Origin of the sequence: Legionella waltersii, assembly GCF_001468085.1 — a bacterium.
In the GTDB taxonomy this organism is placed as follows: Bacteria; Pseudomonadota; Gammaproteobacteria; order Legionellales; family Legionellaceae; genus Legionella; species Legionella waltersii.
In genome coordinates this window covers 1-18,080 of the sequence record NZ_LNZB01000008.1, presented here as the reverse complement: position 1 = coordinate 18,080, position 18,080 = coordinate 1, and the positions used below count along the sequence as shown (strand labels likewise).

Below are 18,080 nucleotides of genomic sequence, written 5' to 3'. Positions count from 1 at the left end.
CCAAATACACCCGCTATACACACTATAACATGGAGTTATCAGCATGAAAAATACAAGGATAGTCGCACTTATTTTTGCTTCATTAACCCTAATCAGTCTCTCTTCCATGTTAGGTGCCTGTCATACATCGACACACAATTCTGAGGCAACTCAAGATGGTTACGGCGGAGCTGGTGGACATGGAGGAGGACATGGTGGCATGGGTGGAGGAGGTCACTAATGTGACTTTATTGAAGAACAAATTGCCTGAATACGATCTAGCATGCTCATCAATAGAAAGTTCAAGCTATTCTAAATTGCTGTCTTAAGGTGGCAATATTATTAATCGATGTTCTTGATAGTGCTGGTTCAATTTTTATCATCTGATGCAAATAAATAGTGTTGACATATTGCAGATATTAAACCAAACCCCTAAAATTTAAGGATTGAAAAAATGTCAGACAAAATTCGTGGTAAAGTAAAATGGTTTAATGAAAGCAAAGGCTTTGGCTTTATCGAAAGCAGTGGTAAAGATTACTTTGTTCACTTTAGCGCAATTCAAAACAGTGGATTTAAAACCCTTCCCGAAGGGGCGAAAGTACTGTTTAAAGCGGGCAAAGGACCAAAAGGACCGCAAGCAGAAGACGTTGAACTCATTAAATAACCTATTATTTTGATTTCTCCTATTACCTTCAGTGAAAGAGGGTACTGGACAAGAACAATATGTACTGTAGTAAATCAACTGGTTTTGCATTGTGAGCCAGTCAACATCAAAGAGGGATAGCGATGTATAAACGGATTGCGTTGGTAACTGGGGGTATGGGGGGTATTGGAACAGCGATTTGCCAAGAAATGCACCATATGAATTATCAAGTGGTTGCCTGCTATTTCAAAGGCGGCAATCATGATTTGGCAAGAGATTGGCAACAAAAACAATTCCATCAGGGATTTGATATCGACATTGCCTATGCAGACATTTCGTCATTCAAAGATTGTGAACAATTAACGGATTTGGTTATTGAACAATATGGGAAAGTCGATGTGCTCGTCAACAATGCAGGCGTTACTCAGGATGCCACATTGAAAAAAATGACTGAAATGCAATGGCAAAACGTCATTAATGCCAATTTAAACAGTGTTTTTAATATGTCTAAAACGGTATTATCCAGCATGCTGGATAATGCTTATGGGCGCATCATCACCATTTCTTCCGTTAATGGCCGCAAAGGGCAGTTTGGCCAATGCAATTATTCGGCAAGTAAATCAGCTCTTTACGGATTCACGATGAGTCTAGCTCAGGAGGTAGCAAAAAAAGGCATCACGGTGAATACCATCTCCCCAGGTTATATTAAAACCGAAATGCTCTCATCCATGCGAGAAGACATCTTAGATACCATCGTTGCCCAAATTCCGGTTGGACGCATGGGACAGCCACAAGAAATTGCTCGATTAGTCACTTTCCTTGCAGATGAACAAAGTGGATTTATTACGGGAGCTAATTTTGATATCAATGGCGGCCAATACATGTAGCGGCTGACTTTGAATGAAATTGTATCTTTATCGCCACATTAGGGTCGGAGCAGATAAAACGTGTAGAATACCTCTGCACTTCAAAGTGCGATGACAAAATAATAAAGAATAATGAGGGAACATATGACCTATATGAGGGATTCTTGGCTGTTTAAAATAAACACTGTAAACCTTTTTAAAGTTATTTTTATTGTTATTTTATTCTTTCTAGGAATAAATGCCTATGCAGGCACGGAATCCTATCATATTCAATATCATAAAGATTCCAAAATTAAAACCCCGTCATTAGCCAATATCGAACTATTAATCGAGCTCCATCGCGGTGGAAATTCAATAGGAAGACTCACGCCAAAAACCAATGACACTCAGGACATACAAATTGATAACATCTATGGGGAAAATTTAATTATTCACATTCTATCCATCAATAATGATGGCAAGAGAATAAGATGCTGGGGTGTATCAACACCCAAAACAAGCACGATTGAAATAAAGTGTGGTAAATAAAGTTGCCAATAACTAGCACCATGTGTTTATAAATAGTGCTATTACAATAATGAGTTAGATAATGATAGAGTTTGTTTTAGTATTGTCTCAACAATCACTTTATTTCATTGCAAGGAGCATTGATATGCAAACGGCCAGACTCTTTAAAGCAGTTATTGGGTTAGTGACCTTAGTTAGCTCAATACTTCTGTTTACCTCTTGTGCCACATCCACAACGACCAATAATTCACCCAGTGTTTCTCGAACTTATGAAGGACATAACAGTGGAGGAAAAGGTTGGCATTAATACTCATTATCTGGTCTGTCTTTTGCTCTTTATGGTCGGTTGGATACCGTTATGCTAGAATGTTACGTTAGGATAATACATTGAAAAAACAATAAGGAGATTTCATTATGTTTAAACGGAATGCGTTAATTCTATTTGCAGCATGCAGTTTGATTGCCACACCACTCTTTGCCGATGATATGAATGGTATGGGAATGCAAAGCAATACTCAGCAGTCAGCCCCAACACAAGAAGAAATGAAGCAAATGCAAGAAGCACTAAAACAAATGCAAGACATGCATAATAAGCTCATGAACGCTAAAACAACAGAAGAAAAGAAATCATTAATGCAAACTCAAATGCCAATGATGCAAAAAGACATGAAGATGATGCAACATATGGGTGATGATGCAGCAAAAAATCCAGAAATGATGGAACAACGCATGAAGATGATGCAAATGATGATGGACATGATGCAAACGATGATGGATCGCAAAATGATGGAATGCCCAATGATGAAAATGGAATAAATTCTCTTTTTAAAGCACTATAGTGCAATATAATCTAATCACAGGTGGCTCTCATTAACCTGGTTTTCTAGAGAGTCATCTTGTTACACTTGGATTATCAGTAGTTACATTTAACTCTAATTATTCAGAAAAGACCTGTTTCATCGAGTCTTTTAAAAGAGCGATTTCGTATATTATTAATATCTAATGACACTGGGATGGTAGTTTCAATCCATTAGACTTCAATCTGGCTTTGCTTTTTAGAGGCAACCCTTGTTGAATGTGATTAGCATTTTGATGTCTATTTTTTAAATTCTGTTCTACAAAAGTTTTGTACTTCGTACACTGAAGTGGACAATATAGAGAACACCTAACATGAGTCTCGGATGACCCTGGGAAATTATGGATAAAAATGCAGCAGTTACTCACCGTAGTGAAAAACCAATTGGCAGGATAGTCGAAATCAATGGTCCTGTTGTAAAAATATACTGTGATAGTTTACCTCCTTTGCATCAGTCTCTTAAAACCTATATCGATAGCGATGAATATGTTTTAGAAGTGTGTCAGCATCTTGATCAACATCATGTGAGAGCCATAACTCTCCACCGCGCTACTGGATTACAACGGGGATTAACCGTCTATGATCAAGGCACCCCATTGCAAATTCCAGTTTCTCCAGAGTGCTTGGGGCGACTTTTAACTATTTTTGGTGAGCCTTTAGATGGTGGCTCACCATTAGAAACCCATGAATATCGCGATATTCTAGCAAATCCTGCAGCCATTGAAATGATGACCACTCAAGAAAACGTTCTTGAGACAGGAATTAAAGTGATCGATTTACTGTGTCCCTTCGTCAAAGGGTGTAAAACGGGTTTGTTTGGCGGCGCAGGAGTCGGAAAAACGATACTGCTGATGGAATTGATGCATGCCATTATTCAATTACATCAAGGCACCTCCGTTTTTGCAGGCATTGGTGAACGTATTCGCGAAGGACACGAATTGTGGCATGAGATGAAATCAGCTGGGGTGATGGATAAAACCCTAATGGTATTTGGTCAAATGGATGAATCACCCGGAGTGCGTTTTCGCACCGGATTATCGGCATTAACATATGCTGAATATTTGCGTGATACATTGGGACATGAGGTTCTTTTTCTTGTTGATAATATTTATCGTTTTGTACAAGCAGGCAGTGAAATTTCAGGACTTCTAGGCAGAATGCCTGCCAGTGTCGGTTATCAACCCACATTAATGACCGAGATAGCAGAACTTGAAGAGCGCATTACGTCTACCGCCAAAGGAGCGATTACTTCCGTACAAGCGGTTTACGTTCCAGCAGATGATATGAGCGATCCTGCCGTTACTGGAATCATTACTCATTTGGATTCCATCATCGTGCTCTCCCGATCACAGGCCAGCAAAGGCATTTATCCTGCAGTGGATCCATTAGCTTCCAAGAGTAAATTTATGGATAAAATCGTGCTGGGAGAACGACATTATTCGATTGCGCAAGCCGTACGAGAACACCTAGAGCGTTATCAAGAATTAGAAGACATCATTTCCATGATGGGGATTGAAGAGCTTTCTCCTAAAGACCGTGATATGGTATTAAGAGCTCGCAAATTGCAACGCTATCTTTCGCAGCCCTTTCATGTGACCAAACAACAAACAGGTATTGAAGGAGAGTCCGTTTCCTTAGAGGACACATTAGCAGATTGTGAATCGCTCATCAAAGGCGATTACGATGAATTGACGGAAGATCAATGCTATATGATAGGTACTATGAAAAAGAGGAGATAAATACTGCCATGGCGAGTTTTGATCTGCATCTGCAGAGTTCGACACACTATGAAACAATTCCTCATGTGGTCAGTTTTGTTGGTGAGGATGCTTCTGGACAATTTGGTCTCTTGGCTCACCATGCCCGGATGATGACTTGCTTGAAGTTTGGTTTGGCGTGGTTTCGTTATGAAAATAATGATACTGAATATTTAGCACTACCAAAGGCCGTCCTTTATTTCAATGAAAATCAATTATACATCGCTACAAGACAGTATTTTCGCAATAGAGATTATCAAGCAATACAAATGACCATAGAGAACGAATTACAGATGGAAGAAAAAAACCTTCTGGGCATCAAAGAAAGCTTGCAGCGTTTGGATGAAGAAATGGTAAAACGTCTATGGGAATTAAAACGGCAGAATACCTATGGAACTTAAAAAGTCAAACAAGGAACTGAAACAACAGGTGGCATTGAACGTCAAAAAAATGGATAAGGCCAAAAAGGCGAAGTCCACTTTATTGGCGCAAACTGCTTATCTGGGTACACTGGGTTTCGTTTTTATTCTCCCCATCATTGCAGGAGCGTACCTGGGGGTCTGGTTAGATGAACGACTAAAGGGGTATTCTATTAGCTGGACAATCAATTTAATCCTTGTCGGCGTGATTATTGGTGCAGTGAATGTGTATCTCTTGATTAAGGAATAGCCGTGGGCTCAGAAGGATTTTTAGCGCATTTTGCATTTTCAATAGGCTGGGTGCACATCACCCAAAGTGTCTTGACCACATGGTTTATTATGATGCTATTATTCCTTTGTGGATGGCTCTCTACACGAACATTATCCCTACAACCGGGTAATGGCCAAGTGATTTTAGAGGGGATTTTTAGCACGATGTATGAAGCCATTGAAGAAGTGCTTCCTGAACACGTTGAGCTGGTATTTCCATTTGTTGCTACTTTATGGGTTTTTATTCTCATGGCTAATTTGATTGGCGTCATTCCTGGATTTTATTCACCTACGGCTGACTTATCCGTGACAACCGCCTTAGCAATCATGACTTTTTTGTCCGTGCATTGGTTTGGAATACGTGCCGAAGGGTTGCGAGGCTATTTGAACCATTATATGACACCCACGCCTTTTTTATTGCCGTTTCATTTAATCAGTGAACTATCCAGAACAGTAGCCTTAGCAATTCGGTTGTTTGGTAACGTCATGAGTTTGCAGTTAACAGCACTGATTGTGCTCATGATTGCTGGGTTTTTAGCCCCTATACCCATCTTGATGTTACATATTATTGAAGCAACGATTCAAGCTTACATCTTTGGGATGCTGGCTTTAATCTACATTGCCGGGGGAATTCAATCACAGGAATTGAGGAAACAAGGAGAGTCGTTATGAATAGCATCAGTTGGTTTAGTTTAGTCTCAACAGTGGTTGCGGCGCTTGCCATTGCAATAGGAACCATAGGGCCTGCTCTGGCGATGGGGCGTGCGATCAGTCACGCATTAGATGCTTTAGCAAGGCAGCCGGAAGCTGAAAAATCCATCACCAGAACCTTATTCATTGGTTTGGCCATGATCGAATCCTTAGCGATTTATTGTTTGGTGATTGTCTTGATTATTTTATTCAGAAACCCATTACTGTCTTATCTTCTTAATCAATAAGGATTAAACTAAATGGATTTATCCTGGTCAACCTTTTTATTAGAGCTCATTAATTTTCTTGTCCTCATTTGGATTTTAAAGCATTTTCTTTATGTGCCAATACAAAAAACCATTTTGAATCGTAAAAAGAAGGTACAAGAACAATTAGAAAACGCCGAGTTACTTCACAAGGAAGCCAAACAGCTACAAATAACCTATGAACATCGCCTTACTGATTGGCAGCAGGAGAAGGAACACTTGCAAAATGAATTCCAGCAAGCAATGAATCAATGGAAAGCCGAAGAAAGAATTCATTTTAAAAACAATTTAAAGAATGAAAAAGAAAGAATCGTGTCACAAGAAAGACAACAACTCGCCGCAATGATTGAAACAAATTCGAAAGAAGCGTTTATGCTGGCTGGGAAATTCGCAAAACAATTGCTAAAACAATTGGCTGACCAGCATCTTGAAGAAAAAATAATTGAACAATTCATCATGAATATCAATACGGTACCAGTGGAACAATTGCAAATGGGTGCTGATGCTTCTCTTGAGAACGCGGTGATGATACAAAGTGCTTATCCCATCAATGAGCCTCAACGACAGCATCTCGTGCAAGCCATTGAACAGCTAGTGAAGACGAAATGTCCGGTGGAATTTGTTGAACACCAAGAGCTTCTGGCTGGTTTGACTGTTCAAATGGATTGTGTATTCCTACAAGCCAACCTTCGCGATGAATTAAAATTCTTTACAGAGATATACAATGAACTGGTCTAACCCCCCTTCTTTCCTTGATAAGCAACGGCAACGGATCGAAAATTATGAATTTCAAATCAGATTATCCGAGCAGGGACAAGTCGTCTCTGTGGGAGATGGCATTATCTGGATCAAGGGCTTACCTTCTGCTGCTATTGATGAAATTCTAATTTCATCAGATGGTTGTTGTATCGCCATGGTTTTTCATCTTGCTGAACGCCTTGTTGGTGCGATCATGCTCGTCCAAACCCAAAAATTAAAAGCAGGCACGCCCATTTTTCATCTGAAGCGGGCATTAAGCATTCCAGTGGGTGATAAGCTTCTTGGACGAGTGATTGATCCTTTAGGAAATCCATTAGATGAGGGTGGGCTGCCTCAATGTGATGAGCAAGGGTTACTTGATATCCTATCGCCACCGATTATTAACCGGGATTTTATCAATCGGCCATTATATACAGGAAATAAAATGATTGATAATTTAATTCCCATTGGAAAAGGGCAGCGGGAGTTAATTATCGGTGATAATGGGCTTGGCAAAAGTTCTCTAGCTATTGATATTGTGATGAATCAAAAGGATAAAAATGTTCGCTGTGTCTATGTGTTAATTGGTCAAAAACGCTCCACGGTGAGCAATACCATTCAATTATTAAGAGAAACGAAGGCTTTAGACTACACAACCCTTGTTGTGGCACAAGCTACGGCATTACCTGGATTACTTTATCTCGCGCCCTTTGCAGGATGTGCCATTGCCGAACACTGGATGAACAAAGGGTTTGATACCTTGGTGGTGTATGATGATTTGAGTGCTCATGCCAACAGTTATCGTGAACTGTCTCTGTTACTGCGTAGACCACCCGGTCGCGAAGCGTTTCCTGCTGACATATTTTATCTGCATTCCCGTTTATTAGAGCGTTCAACCTGTCTTTCTCCTCAAATGGGCGGTGGCAGCATGACCGCGTTGCCCATTATTGAAACCAAAGAAGGGGAAATTGCGACTTATATCCCTACGAATCTCATCTCAATCACTGATGGACAACTATTTTTTGATGAACAATTGTTCTCTTGTGGATTTCTTCCAGCCATTGATATCACAAAATCGGTCTCGCGAGTAGGCGGTAAAGCCCAGCATCCACAAATTAAAAAAGAAGCAGGTAGAATGAAACTAGACTACATGCAATTCCTTGATTTGGAAATTTTTACACGCTTTGGTGCCAGGCTTGATGCCAGAATGCAACATCAGATTCACAAGGGGCGTATTTTAAGAGAAATATTGAAACAAGACAGGCTTTCTCCTTTGCCTATTGAATTCCAACTGGCGTGGCTTATTGCCTACAACGAGGGTTTATTTGATGAAATGAATTTAGAAACCATCACGCCTGCTCTCAAAAAAATAGAGCGTGCAATAAAAAAGGATACTTTGTCATTGGAAAGTCCACGAGAAGAGTGGCTCAATGCAGTGAGCACTTGGTTAAATGAGTAAACCCGTTATTCCTTCCAATGTAATGAGTATCTGTAACCTACGGACGATTTTATGACCAAGCGAAGCAAATTGAAAGAGCATCTTCATGCCTTAGAAGATATTGGCAATATCATGACAGCCATGAAAAATCTCTGTTCCCTTGAACTAAGTAAAACGACTAAATGTCTTTCGATGCAGGAAAAAACAATGCAAACCATTCAAGAGGTGAGTAGTGATTTTTTAAGTTTCTACCCCATGCTCTCCATGAATGAACAAGGGGCTCATCCGGTAATTTATATTCTTATCGGCTCAGAAAGAGGATTTTGTGGCAGTTTTAATGATAAGGTAATGAGTCAGTTAAACACCCTTAAGGAGAACCATGCTGAATTGAACCTGGCATTCATTGTTATAGGGCATAAATTAGCATTAAACATGCGTCATGATTCTCGTGTCACGGCAACGATCCAGGGACCTAATGCCATTGAAGAAATTCCGGCTGTCATTTTGAAATTGCTACAGGCTTTGGAAGACGTTTCGTCACAAAAACATATAAAGTTACACTCCTGGCAGTGGACTATCCTCTTCAATGAAGAGGAAAACAATCAAGTTCAAACACAAACAGTGCAACCCTTTAAAGAATTTTATGCAAGTAATGTTACTCATTATTCCATTCCACCGGTTTTAAATGCATCCAATGACCAGTTTTGGGCTGAATTGGTTGAACACTACTTATTTTCAATGGTGTATTCCATTTTTTATAAATCATTTTTTGCTGAAAATCATCAAAGACTCCTTCACTTGAATAATGCATTGGATCATTTAGAAAGGAAAAAAAATAGATTAAACGATCGCCTCACGTTACTCCGTCAGGAAGAAATTACCGAAGAAATTCAGAATATTCTGCTCAGCGCAGAAGCAATCATTGGCCACGATCTCACTTAGAAATACCAAGTACAAAGTAAACTACGGGACTTCAACCCCAAAACTAAAAAGGCTATCAAAGTGAGGAGCAACTATTAAGTTTATTTTTAAAGAGTTAAGTCAGATTCATTCTAAGTTATTGGAAATTTGTTACGGAATATGGGATAAACTAATATTAACCAGGAAAACAAATAATCTCAGCTAAAAATACAAAGCGGGCTTTGGAGGGACAGGATGCCGTTTCAATACATTAAAAAAGAGTTTGCTCCGCTTCGATTGTTGCAACAATTGCTCTTTTATTTCATGTTACTGGTGGCCTCCACCGCTTTTGCCCAACCCTCAGCAGACGAGCATTCCGCACATCATCCAGGAGGAAGTGAGAAAGAAGGCGAGGGAATGGGTGGCATGATGAAAAACATAGGTTCCCCTTCTCAGGAGCCTTACCCCTCTTTAATGAATTTTCAGGCATTATCCCCAAAACAACGCATTGAAATACAACAAATGGCCCACAAACGCATGGCATCGGGTATTGCGCTCATGAAGGGTGGACTGGGTGAGCTTTTGTCTGCATCAAAAAATAACGAGTACGCTAAAATGCAGGAAGCCTTAGAGAAAGTACGGGAAGGGATTGCCCAATATGAGAGTGCGCTGGCAGCGCTTCGTGCACTTGCTGAGGGGAAAAATCCGCGCTACATCGCATTACAGTGGTTTAAACGTGAAATGAATCTCCTTCCAAGTGCTCCAGAAGCCAATAATATCTTAGGGGGGCCTTTTTTTCATTTAACGATTATAGGCCTATTTAGTCTGTTTTTTTTGATCATGATTTGGATGTATTTTTTCAAAATGAGGCGAGCCACTGCATTGCTTGACCGTTTAGTAAAACAAAATAAGGCTGCTTCTTCGGAAGCATCACCCCAATCTTCAAAAGCACCCGAACCAACACCATCCTTAACATCAGTAGAGCCCATTACGTCCTCTAAAGTTTCTGAAGCACCATCAGAAATCACAGCCACTGCTCCAACTACCTGTCCCGTTCATAAATGCCCAATTCCACAATTTCCAGTCATGAGATCGCTCACCGAACCGGAAGAGAAGTGGGAAGGAAAACTCCGCGTGTGTCGTATTTTTCAAGAGGCTCCAGGAATAAAAACATTTCATTTGGCATCCCAGCATCAGGTGGCTTTGCCATTTACCTATTATCCTGGCCAGTTCATTACGCTCACTGCGGTGATTGACGGGAAAACGATAAAGCGCAGTTATACCATGGCCTCGACACCGACCCAACTACATTATTGTGCCATTACGGTAAAGCGAGAAGAACAAGGCTTGTTTTCTCGTTATTTGCATGACCAAATTAAGGAAGGGGATTTACTGGATGTGATGGGGCCTAATGGTAAATTTACTTTTACTGGTGAAGAGGCAAAGAGCATTGTGCTGATTTGTGGAGGGGTGGGGATTACTCCAATGATGGGTATCATCCGCTATCTCACTGATATTGGGTGGCATAATGATATTTATTTGCTTTATTGCTGTCGCACGACTGTTGATTTTATTTTTCGCGAGGAATTAGAACACCTTCAGGAACGATACTCTAATCTCCATGTGTATGCGACGATGCTGCGTTCACAGGGAACCATTTGGATGGGTTTAGAAGGCATGTTTACCAAGAATATTATTGGCCATCTTGTCCCCGACATTGCCTCTCGTCGTATCCATGTTTGTGGTCCTCCAGCAATGATGGATGCGGTACTGGATATATTGAAAGAGCTTAACGTACCAACCGACTTGATTTTAACGGAAGCGTTTGGTGTGGAAAGAAAACCTGAAATAACGCAGGCAGACATGGACTTCATCAAAGCAGATGTTCATGCGATGGTTTCTTTTAGAAAATCCAACAAAACGGTTCCGATTTTGCCAGACCACACACTACTTGAAATAGCCGAAGCAAACAGTATTGCTATTGATAATGCATGCAGAACCGGTCAATGCGGGTTATGTAAAGTACAATTGCTGTCAGGGGAGGTCACCATGGCTTGTGACGACGCCCTGTCAAAGGAAGACAAGCAACAGGGGCTTATTTTAGCCTGTCAGGCAAAAGCTACCCAAAATATTGAGGTGGATGTTTAATGAATGCGCCAGGACGTATGGTGATTTTGGGCTTGATACTGTTAATGCTTATCACGTGGCTAGGCTTTAGCGTCCATGTGTCTCCTCGATTTGCTGGGAGTTTTTGGGGTGGAGTTTTTGGGGTTAGTGGCTCGATATTGATGCTGATTCCCCTATTCTATCTCTTTATTAAGCGCATTTCATTTTTGAAGAATTGGGTAACACAGTATGTCTCCATGAATACCCTGTTGTCCTGGCATATTTACACAGGCATTATTGGTTCTATTTTAGTCTTGATTCATACAGGGCATAAATTCAATAGCACTCTGGGTATCGCACTTACTGCAATGACACTTATGGTCACTATCAGTGGTTTTATTGGTCGTTATCTCATGAGCTTTATGACTCATGAAATAGATGAAAAAAAGGCCATACTGGTGGGATTGCAAAGGCAATATCAAATCGTTGCCCAAGAATTACAATCGAGTACCTACTCCAATCAGAACATAGGGAAAATAAGTCTTATGAGAGCGCGCTTCCTTCTATGGTTGCTTGAAGATACCGCATTTGAGAATCATTTAATAAAATCTGCAGAGATACGTGCTTTGTCTTTAGCGGAAACCATCTCTGAGCTTGAATACGCCATCCGATTTCATGAGTACTTCAAACGCGTATTTCAAAAATGGTTAGCATGTCACATTATTACGGCACTGGCATTGTATGTTCTGCTGGGTTTGCATGTGTGGTCTGGAATTTATTTTGGATTAAGGTGGTTTCAATGAAGCTGAGCTGGGCCACACTGGTTGTCCTTATTGTTTTAGCAACGCTGTCGTTTGCCGCCTATTATACGTCTTATCATGGGGATGAGGTCAGCGGCTTGACTAACGTGGCAGAATGGCAAAGAATGGCAAGCCCTGGAGAGCTATCCAAGAGCCACTCTTTTCTTAGTCACAACTGTACTGCGTGTCATACCCCAGTAAAAGGTGTTGAGGCAGTGAGCTGTATTGCATGCCATGCCAACAACGAGTCTCTTTTAAAACGCCAACCCACCTCATTTCATGCCAACATTGGCAGTTGTGTCGAGTGCCATTCTGAGCACCTGGGTAGAGAGGCACGTATAACTCATATGGATCATAATGCGCTGGTTTCGTTAGGGTTTCAGCAGATCAATCTATTTTCAAATGCGAATGATGATGAAGAACGGTTGCTTATTGAGCAAGTTAACTACTTTCTAGAGCAGAATGAATCCACCAGGCCAACGTTACTGGTAAACCCCCATTTATCAAATAAAGAGCTTACTTTACGGTGCGCATCATGCCACCAAAACAAAGACAAGCATTTTAAATTATTTGGTGACGATTGTTCTGCTTGCCATGAAACAGCTCATTGGAACATCCCTGAATTTAGACACCCATCCGCTCGCTCAATGGATTGTGCCCAATGCCATAAAGCACCACCAAGCCATTATATGGAACATTTTAATATGATCTCAAAAGTGGTTGCTCGTGAGGAACATGCTCGTGTTGACCAATGTTTCCTTTGTCATCAAACCACTTTGTGGACTGATATTAAGGGCGTTGGATTTTATAAGCATCATTGAGGGAAGATTTAGACTTCTCCATTGATGCTTTTATTCTATTTTCCTTAGATTTCAAAAAATCCTTTTTCTAGTTGTATACCCATCTCCTTCATCTACGATTTATTTTGCATTGAGATGGTCGGTTGCATATTCATTGGACTTTGAAAATAACCTTGTTGCCAATACTTTATTCCATAATAAACGGTACAAAGCGTGGAAGTCATTGAGAATAGGATAATAAGCAAACCAAGAATTGTTGCAAGACCCGCTCCCTTTTGCTGCTTTGACCAAACCCATAACGCGGTTCCCGCAGACAAAGCAATTAACCCCAGTGAAAATGCAGTGTGAAATTGAAACATAAAAATCTCCTTATACTTACGTTATTTAAAAAATTGGGGATAAAGGCCGGTGTTTTCTCTGCATAGCGTTGGTATTCTTCTCCAAACTCCTTAGAAGTTTCCTGTTCTTCTTTACGAGCAAGTTTCACATACATAGTAACAAGGATAGGAAACATAATTAAGGTCAGAATGGTTGGCCATTGCAATAAAAATCCAATCATTACGAGAATAAACCCATCATATTGCGGGTGACGAATTTTGGCATACAGTCCTGTTGTTGCGAGTTGATGGTTCTTTTGAGCACGATAAAGCGTACCCCAGGCTGATGCAATCGTCCAAAGACCGCCGATAATGAAGACAAAACTTAAGATATGAAATACATCAAAATGGGGATCTCCTTTCAACCCAAATAGGGTATGGAGTAAATGGCCGCTGTCATGACCGTATAAATCCATTCCAGGATAATATCTAGAAAGCCATCCTGACAGTAAGTAAATGGTTAAAGGGAAACCATACATTTCGGTAAAATAAGCAACCACGAAAGCAGAGAAACCCCCAAAGGCACGCCAGTCTCGCCCTGTTTTAAACGTTGTGGTAAAGCTATAGGCAAACAAAATGAAGATCGCCGAATTGACAATGACCAACAGCCAAAACCCATAGGCATAAGAGGTATGTTCCATTTTCGATTAATCCTTATTCTCAGACGAGTCACTGTCTTCGCTATCAGACTTATGATGATGCTCTTTTTCGTGACCTCCATGTCCTCTATGCATAAACAGATGCATTAGTGGACAGAGTAAGACTAACAGCAAAAAAGGCGAAGCCCCAAGAAAACTAGCAATGTGAGCACCATGCTCTACAATCAAGAAATAGCCAATAATCCCAATAATGATGATGGCAACCATGCCAGAAGGAGAACTCCAAAAGCCCTTCTGTTTTTGTGGCGTTGGTGGCTGTGGATGATGCTTAGGTTCAGACGACACGATGTTCACTCCTTTGCTCATTCATTTTTATTAGTATAGTCCATCTTTATAAAGGATTGCGCCAGTAAAGTATGAATCTTATGCCTGTTTAAAAATTGATCTAATATCATGTCTTGTCTATACTTAACACGATAAGTACTGGATTTATAGCAGTTTGGAATCACGCAATCACTTCCTTTACAAGGAGTGGCACTATGTGGACTTTAAAAACGTTGAAGCTATTTGTTGCTGTAGCCGCTTTGATAGGTTCAACTGCTGTAGCTGCTGCCTTTGATACCTCAATCAAAAATGAGTCACCATTAGGTTCTATGATATTGGCTACTAATGTACCTCATGCACCTCATTGGATACCTCATGGTGGACATGGCCAGTGGCATTGGAATGGACATAAATGGCATTGGATTCAATATCACCAAAATTGGCATCAAAATTGGCATCACGGTGGTCACGGCTGGCAAGGTGGTCACGGCGGACAAGGTGGACATGGCGGCGGACATTAAGAGTGGGAATTCATCCCCAAATCTTGATGTGTGTGTAAGAATATTAACATTTTGTTAAGCAGTTTTTTTGTGCCAAATAGAACCCGCAAGATAAATAAGCCGCCGTCATAAAGACGTGAGGAATACCATTCTATTCTTTGGGAAGAGTAAGCCTAATATCCCAATTAACAAGCCAGCTCAATGATATGATAATGATCTTCATCACGGGTATAGTAATCACTATTATTATATAAGCTATTCGCCTTTAGCTACTAATAATAAGATACTGAGTCCCAGTGAGAAGAAACATGAAATTCAAACAGGATAATCTCCTTATAGACTCGGACTTAAATTTGAAAAATATCCGCGAGTTCCTTGGGCCGTAACTGCTTTGTCGTATCGACTCAGGGCATGAATGTAAGCCGCTTGCCGCATATCTGTTTGATATTGTTCCATCAGCTGCCAAATATTCTTGAATTCACGGGATATGATAGTCTGTAATTCTTCTTCAACTTTTTCCATAGTCCAATAATAACCTGATTTATTTTGCACCCACTCAAAATAGCTTACGATTACCCCACCTGTATTGGCTAATATATCGGGTACAATTAATAGTCCCTTTTTCTGCAATAGTGCATCGGCCTCTAAGGTTATTGGACCATTTGCAATTTCAATGACTATAGGAGCCTTAATTCTGGCTGCATTTTCTTGGGTAATTTGATTTTGTGCAGCAGCTGGGATAAGTAAGTCGACCTCGAGTTCCAATAATTCTTCATTCGTAATTATAGCTTCATTCGCAAGATCACAAATAGACTTTTTGCAATAGATAGACTGCAGTTCTTTAGAGTTGTTTTTTATTTCAATCATGCGAGGTATATCGATGCCTTTGGTATTATAAATGCCTCCTTTCGAATCACTTATCGCAACAATTTTATAGCCATTGTCGTAAAGCAGCTTAGCGATACTTTGTCCAGCATTACCAAATCCTTGAACAGCAACTCGTAGCTTAGAAGACTGCCATTTTTTCTTTTTTTCAAGAATTTTAATGCAATAGTAGGCACCTAGACCGGTCGCACCCTCACGCCCAAAGCTCCCTCCCAAAGGAATAGGCTTGCCTGTGATTACCGCTGGACTATTTTTCCGAACAATGGTGGCATACTCATCCATCATCCAGCCCATGATCATCTCATTGGTATACATATCAGGAGCAGGAATGTCTTTGTCTGGCCCAATAAAATCCGCTATTAACTCAATGTAGCTTCGGCTTAACCGCTCCAACTCCATGCGGGATAACTGTTTTGGATCAACAATTACCCCGCCTTTTGCGCCACCAAAGGGGATGTCAACGACAGCGCATTTTATTGTCATCCATAATGCAAGAGTTTTCATCTCGTCTAAATCCAATTTCGGATGAAAACGTATGCCGCCTTTCATAGGGCCGCGGCTGTTATTATGATGGACTCGATAAGCTGGAAAAATTTTTAATTCACCATTATCCATCCGAACCGGGAGAGATACTTCCAGACAGGATTTAGGGTGTTTAAGTTTCTTCAAAGCTTCTGGGTCAATACGACAAAATGAAGCGGCTTTATCAAGCCGTGAAAGAGCATCTAAGTACATACATTCCTCCAATTAGTGCATTCACGAGGTTTCTTCAGAAAAAACCATTCATTATCCCAAGCCTGAACTCAAAAATAATTTCAACCCAATAAGCAAGAAAGCGCCTGCTTAAAAAAGTACAGCGACCCCAAAAGTTAGTGTATTTTGAGTGGTAGCCTCTCCCTGGCTTCGAAGAATCCGCTTAAGAGCACCATACTCTTCATCATGTTCGTACTCTGTAAAAATACTAAGCCCTGGCTTAAGACGATAATAAGGTCTAAGGATATAACGCATTTGGTTTAAGCCATTGCCAATCTCATTCTTGACCACGGTATGAGTGGCCAGAATGCTGCGAAGTCCTGTTAGGAAGAAGAAGTTATTGGTCAGCTGAGTAGCCCGCGCTAACTGAATGTCAAATTTCACACTGCCATCCCGGTAATACGTTCTAATGTTGGTATCAATGTAATAAGGCATCACTCCTTCAATCCCAATACCGGGTTGCCAATAAGGTCCTCCCGGGCGATAAAAATAATTGACCCCACCTTTAATGGCCCAAAATTGACTAATCAAATGCCAATAGAACACATCGATGTCCGCATTTTCAACGGATCCTTTATAAATTTCCGCATCCTCAGTATACAGCTGGAGCTTATTGTAATCTGGGCCATAGAGGCCTCTAAAAGACATTTCCTGAGCATTATGAAAAGGATCTTCACCCAGCTCGATATAGCTTGAGCGATAAAAGCCTTGATGATGCCCTGCGGGGTGTTTGATGAGTGAAGCATCCAATGGCATGACTTCGTCTTCTCTTACGATAGGTCGATTGATGTAGGCTTGCTGAACAGCGTAATTCTCTGGCTTTCGAGTGCCGTTGGCAATCTCGATGATGGTAGTGTATTGAAATACGCGCGCCATGCCCGCCGTCATGTGCAGAAGATGGTGGCAATGAAAAAACCATTGGCCGCTGGCCTCGGTATCAAAATCGGCAACGGCAGTAGCACCTGGAGCCACCTCAATGGTATGCAATAACGGATCGTAAGATCCATGACCATTGCGTAAAATAAACCAATGACCATGAATATGCATGGGATGACGCATCATCGAATTGTTGGTAAAAATAATCCGATAACGCTTTCCTGGCTCAATCAGAATCGGTTTGGCCTTGTATTCAGGTAGGCCATTAATAAACCAAATATAACGGTCCATGTAACCAAACAATTCCATTTTAATAATCCCATCGACTGGTTTATTAGGATTGTTGGTTTTTACTGCGGCTTTTAACTCTTGATATTTGGTTCCTATGGTGGTGGCCTTTGCCGAATCAAGTGACTCTATCTTATCGCCTATGATAGATGGTTCAGTTGGCATGGTCATAGAGCGATCCATCTTCGTCCCTTGATCCATCTTCATGTTGGGATCCATCTTCGTCCTTTGATCCATCTTCATGTTAGGATCCATCTTCGTCCCTTGATCCATCTTCATGTTAGGATCCATCTTCGTCCCTTGATCCATCTTCATGTTGGGATCCATCTTCGTCCCTTGATCCATCTTCATGTTAGGATCCATCTTCGTCCCTTGATCCATCTTCATGTTGGGATCCATCTTCGTCCCTTGATCCATCTTCATGTTGGGATCCATCTTCGTCC

23 protein-coding genes are annotated in these 18,080 nt (G+C 40.8%); 18 read left to right on the top strand and 5 right to left on the bottom strand.

What is annotated here, in order from left to right; genetic code table 11:
• The first annotated feature begins 43 nt into the window (after positions 1-43).
• From Lwal_RS17600 to Lwal_RS02320, 17 genes are all read left to right on the top strand, one after another.
• Positions 44-220, top strand: coding sequence for a hypothetical protein (locus Lwal_RS17600; RefSeq protein WP_165481842.1), 177 nt, complete (start codon positions 44-46; stop codon positions 218-220).
• A 213-nt stretch (positions 221-433) separates the two neighbouring features.
• Positions 434-643 carry a cold-shock protein gene (locus tag Lwal_RS02395; RefSeq protein ID WP_028385230.1) on the top strand — a complete coding sequence of 70 codons (210 nt, stop codon included), beginning with the start codon at positions 434-436 and terminating at the stop codon, positions 641-643.
• A 122-nt stretch (positions 644-765) separates the two neighbouring features.
• Positions 766-1,509 carry an acetoacetyl-CoA reductase gene (phbB, locus tag Lwal_RS02390; protein ID WP_058479330.1) on the top strand — a complete coding sequence of 248 codons (744 nt, stop codon included), beginning with the start codon at positions 766-768 and terminating at the stop codon, positions 1,507-1,509.
• Positions 1,510-1,641: 132 nt separating this feature from the next.
• Entirely contained in the window at positions 1,642-2,016 is a 375-nt protein-coding gene (locus Lwal_RS02385) for a hypothetical protein (RefSeq protein ID WP_035922545.1), read from the top strand.
• 124 nt (positions 2,017-2,140) lie between these two features.
• The gene (locus Lwal_RS17595; protein WP_165481841.1) at positions 2,141-2,302 is read left to right on the top strand and encodes a hypothetical protein; all 162 of its coding nucleotides are present in this window, start codon (positions 2,141-2,143) and stop codon (positions 2,300-2,302) included.
• 107 nt (positions 2,303-2,409) lie between these two features.
• Positions 2,410-2,811 carry a hypothetical protein gene (locus Lwal_RS02375; protein ID WP_028385228.1) on the top strand — a complete coding sequence of 134 codons (402 nt, stop codon included), beginning with the start codon at positions 2,410-2,412 and terminating at the stop codon, positions 2,809-2,811.
• A 381-nt stretch (positions 2,812-3,192) separates the two neighbouring features.
• Entirely contained in the window at positions 3,193-4,590 is a 1,398-nt protein-coding gene (atpD, locus tag Lwal_RS02370; RefSeq protein ID WP_028385227.1) for a F0F1 ATP synthase subunit beta, read from the top strand.
• 8 nt (positions 4,591-4,598) lie between these two features.
• Positions 4,599-5,009, top strand: a complete 411-nt coding sequence (locus Lwal_RS02365; protein ID WP_028385226.1) for a F0F1 ATP synthase subunit delta/epsilon — start codon at positions 4,599-4,601, stop codon at positions 5,007-5,009.
• A complete protein-coding gene (locus tag Lwal_RS02360) occupies positions 4,999-5,277 on the top strand; it encodes an AtpZ/AtpI family protein (RefSeq protein ID WP_028385225.1) in 279 nt (92 codons plus the stop codon). Before Lwal_RS02365 ends, Lwal_RS02360 begins: the two co-directional genes overlap by 11 nt.
• 2 nt (positions 5,278-5,279) lie before the next feature.
• Positions 5,280-5,969, top strand: a complete 690-nt coding sequence (locus Lwal_RS02355) for a F0F1 ATP synthase subunit A (RefSeq protein WP_028385224.1) — start codon at positions 5,280-5,282, stop codon at positions 5,967-5,969.
• The gene (locus Lwal_RS02350; RefSeq protein WP_058479328.1) at positions 5,966-6,235 is read left to right on the top strand and encodes a F0F1 ATP synthase subunit C; all 270 of its coding nucleotides are present in this window, start codon (positions 5,966-5,968) and stop codon (positions 6,233-6,235) included. The genes Lwal_RS02355 and Lwal_RS02350 overlap by 4 nt, the downstream gene beginning before the upstream one ends.
• Positions 6,236-6,247: 12 nt before the next feature.
• Positions 6,248-6,991 carry a F0F1 ATP synthase subunit delta gene (locus tag Lwal_RS02345; protein WP_058479327.1) on the top strand — a complete coding sequence of 248 codons (744 nt, stop codon included), beginning with the start codon at positions 6,248-6,250 and terminating at the stop codon, positions 6,989-6,991.
• Entirely contained in the window at positions 6,978-8,450 is a 1,473-nt protein-coding gene (locus Lwal_RS02340) for a F0F1 ATP synthase subunit alpha (protein WP_058479326.1), read from the top strand. The genes Lwal_RS02345 and Lwal_RS02340 overlap by 14 nt, the downstream gene beginning before the upstream one ends.
• Positions 8,451-8,501: 51 nt before the next feature.
• Positions 8,502-9,371, top strand: coding sequence for a F0F1 ATP synthase subunit gamma (locus Lwal_RS02335; protein ID WP_058479325.1), 870 nt, complete (start codon positions 8,502-8,504; stop codon positions 9,369-9,371).
• 213 nt (positions 9,372-9,584) lie between these two features.
• Positions 9,585-11,477 carry a 2Fe-2S iron-sulfur cluster-binding protein gene (locus Lwal_RS02330; RefSeq protein WP_058479324.1) on the top strand — a complete coding sequence of 631 codons (1,893 nt, stop codon included), beginning with the start codon at positions 9,585-9,587 and terminating at the stop codon, positions 11,475-11,477.
• Positions 11,477-12,238 (top strand): hypothetical protein, encoded by a 762-nt coding sequence (locus Lwal_RS02325; protein WP_058479323.1) that lies wholly within the window; start codon positions 11,477-11,479, stop codon positions 12,236-12,238. Before Lwal_RS02330 ends, Lwal_RS02325 begins: the two co-directional genes overlap by 1 nt.
• On the top strand, positions 12,235-13,056 hold the full coding sequence (locus Lwal_RS02320; RefSeq protein ID WP_058479322.1) for a cytochrome c3 family protein: 822 nt from the start codon (positions 12,235-12,237) through the stop codon (positions 13,054-13,056). The genes Lwal_RS02325 and Lwal_RS02320 overlap by 4 nt, the downstream gene beginning before the upstream one ends.
• A 92-nt stretch (positions 13,057-13,148) precedes the next feature.
• On the opposite strand, the gene Lwal_RS02315 is transcribed toward Lwal_RS02320, so the two are convergent.
• Genes Lwal_RS02315 through Lwal_RS02305 form a run of 3 tightly spaced genes read right to left on the bottom strand, consistent with a single transcriptional unit; the run spans position 13,149 to position 14,377 of the window.
• Positions 13,149-13,394 carry a hypothetical protein gene (locus Lwal_RS02315; protein ID WP_028385216.1) on the bottom strand — a complete coding sequence of 82 codons (246 nt, stop codon included), beginning with the start codon at positions 13,392-13,394 and terminating at the stop codon, positions 13,149-13,151.
• Positions 13,358-14,053: a methyltransferase family protein gene (locus tag Lwal_RS02310; RefSeq protein ID WP_083500013.1), complete on the bottom strand. Its 696-nt coding sequence runs from the start codon at positions 14,051-14,053 to the stop codon at positions 13,358-13,360. The genes Lwal_RS02315 and Lwal_RS02310 overlap by 37 nt, the downstream gene beginning before the upstream one ends.
• A gap of 6 nt (positions 14,054-14,059) precedes the next feature.
• A complete protein-coding gene (locus Lwal_RS02305; RefSeq protein WP_051190739.1) occupies positions 14,060-14,377 on the bottom strand; it encodes a DUF2933 domain-containing protein in 318 nt (105 codons plus the stop codon).
• A gap of 173 nt (positions 14,378-14,550) precedes the next feature.
• Here Lwal_RS02305 and Lwal_RS02300 point away from each other — a divergent pair, with 173 nt between their 5' ends.
• Positions 14,551-14,856: a hypothetical protein gene (locus tag Lwal_RS02300; protein ID WP_028385213.1), complete on the top strand. Its 306-nt coding sequence runs from the start codon at positions 14,551-14,553 to the stop codon at positions 14,854-14,856.
• Between the two features lie 312 nt (positions 14,857-15,168).
• Here the strand turns inward: Lwal_RS02300 and Lwal_RS02295 are convergent, their stop codons facing one another.
• Together Lwal_RS02295 and Lwal_RS02290 are read right to left on the bottom strand one after the other, a co-directional pair.
• Positions 15,169-16,455, bottom strand: coding sequence for a Glu/Leu/Phe/Val family dehydrogenase (locus tag Lwal_RS02295; RefSeq protein ID WP_058479321.1), 1,287 nt, complete (start codon positions 16,453-16,455; stop codon positions 15,169-15,171).
• Between the two features lie 108 nt (positions 16,456-16,563).
• The coding region (locus tag Lwal_RS02290; RefSeq protein WP_238584276.1) for a multicopper oxidase domain-containing protein at positions 16,564-18,080 on the bottom strand (1,517 nt) is incomplete at its 5' end.